Raw genomic sequence first — 2,183 nt, forward strand, 5'->3', positions numbered from 1 at the left:
CATGAGTAGCATTACTGGCAGAGCCAAAAAGCCGATAACCACGTCCATAGGACGTGGTATTCAGTTAGAAATAAAAATATTAATAGTGCTCATCGTTAACATAGTAACGATTTGATTATAAATGTTTTTATTGTAATTCATCCTATCGATATCTATCCTTTATTCTCTGCCATAAGGAAACCATTTCTGACGAATTTTCTCTAACTATTCAAACAGTAAACTATATATCACTCCAAGGCTTGCCTTAAGTTTCTTTCTGCATGTAGTCTATAAATGAACAGTCAATCACTCAAGCGGTTATAAATTTATGAAGTTATCCGGTGAAAGTAAAAAAAAGTTTGTTGAGTTGTTAGAAGAATTAGCTCGTTCCTATAAACTTTGGCTTGAGGATAAGGATGCTTTTTACAAAGGTATACAGGAAAGCAATATATTCACTATATGTATAGATGCTCCGATTGATCTCCAAGCTGAAATGCTGAAAAAATGGGAGGATAAGACTCCTTGCATTTATCAATTATATCATTCCACACGCTCTTTGAATCTTACCCGAGAATTGTCTGGGCTAATTCATAAAAACAACAATCTTCACTGTTTGGCAGAAGAGCTTAATAAGATCATTGAGGCAATCGTTTATGAGTATGCAAATTTTGATTTAGATGATGTTGAAGAGACTTGTAGTGATAATGAGAAGTACAAAGGAGTAAAAATCGGTGATTTACAGAAAATTGGTGAGCGGCGAATAGATACATTTAAGAAGGAATTCTCTCGTTATGTGTTTCATTTTCCAGTCACTATCTTTAATTTTGATAAAGAGCTACAGCTTAGTGAGAACATTGGTTTAATTCCAATTAAATCAATGGGTTTAGATAGTGATGAACTTTCTATTTTTAAAAAAACGCGTCCGAACGAAAGCAATTATTACCTTGAGGTTAGAATTCAGAATAAATGTAGTAAACTACTTGCATTACATTTAGCAGGGAAAGCAAAGGAAGCTACTTATAATATACTGAAACTTTTGGCGACAAGGTTATCTCCCCAAGCAATCCCGCTATTAGCTTCTCATGAGATAGATAGGCACAGGTTAGATTTTTATAAATATGGAAAAAATACAAATAATATGGAAAGGGTCACAACCCTTAAATTCGATATACTACACTATCATTCAGAGCATTTTTGGAAAGGCTTTATTGAAGGGCGAATGATAGAGAATAACTTAATTGACCTATCGATGCAAATTCCGGAGTTATTATTATTGCCAAGTGCTACTAAGCAAAGAGTAGTTGAACGCATCGAACGTTCACTACTATGGTATGGTGATGCTGTTACTGAGTCTAATTGGCATCAGCAAATACAGAAGCTTGTGAGTTCATTAGAAGCATTAGTAAATTTTGACGAAGACGATACTACTGAAACTTTCAAGAGAAGAGTAACTAATTTAAATATTAATCGGACTGGTCTTGATGACATAGTTAGGGATAAAGCAAGGCAACTCTATAATGTTCGCTCAAAAATCGTTCACGGTTCTTCTCTTGATGAAAAATTACATTTCTGTCCAATAGAGTTCTGCTCAAAAACTTTAGTTGGAGCTATATTTTATCTTTCTATTTTTGGTTTTAGCAAAACTGATTTTAATATAAAAATGCCAGACTTTTTGGACAAAATACCTGAACGGGCAATTCTTGATGAAACTGAATAGAAGTCGGTACAGTAATTAATATGGATGTGGTTTAGAGATTTTATAGATTGAGAACAATATTACTAATCAATATACTAACTCTGAAAAATGATGCTCACATAGTTACAATGTGAGCATCTCATTGGTATAAAATGTCCTATTAATTTCAGTCTCAGTGAAGTTCAATTATCTATACGATCAAGTACAAGATACGTGGGTTCGCACATACTACCTCTTTCTTGAGTCCAATAATAATCTAAATCTGCAACTCTATCATTTAGCCCGTTATCTACGCGATTAACTTGCAATCTTAATCCAGCTAAATCTTCATATGATAGACCTGATTTGACAATGAATTTGTATTTAACACCACTCTCCATTTCTGACTTTATTAGAAACTGTGTCATTTACTCTTCGATCTATTTAAGACATACTGATCTTACCCACTAACAATGGACACACGACTAAGCGAGGGTCTGGTTTTCAAATTGTTCCGGGCTGAGTCCGC

The 2,183-nt window shown here is 34.0% G+C and carries 1 protein-coding gene; it reads left to right on the plus strand.

Annotated features, from left to right (window positions below; translation table 11 throughout):
- Positions 1-307 precede the first annotated feature (307 nt).
- Positions 308-1,696, plus strand: a complete 1,389-nt coding sequence (locus KAJ71_RS23115) for a HEPN domain-containing protein (RefSeq protein WP_248947783.1) — start codon at positions 308-310, stop codon at positions 1,694-1,696.
- The last annotated feature ends 487 nt before the right edge of the window (positions 1,697-2,183 follow it).

The sequence above is a fragment of the Serratia silvae genome (genome assembly GCF_023282985.1).
GTDB lineage: Bacteria > Pseudomonadota > Gammaproteobacteria > Enterobacterales > Enterobacteriaceae > Chania > Chania silvae.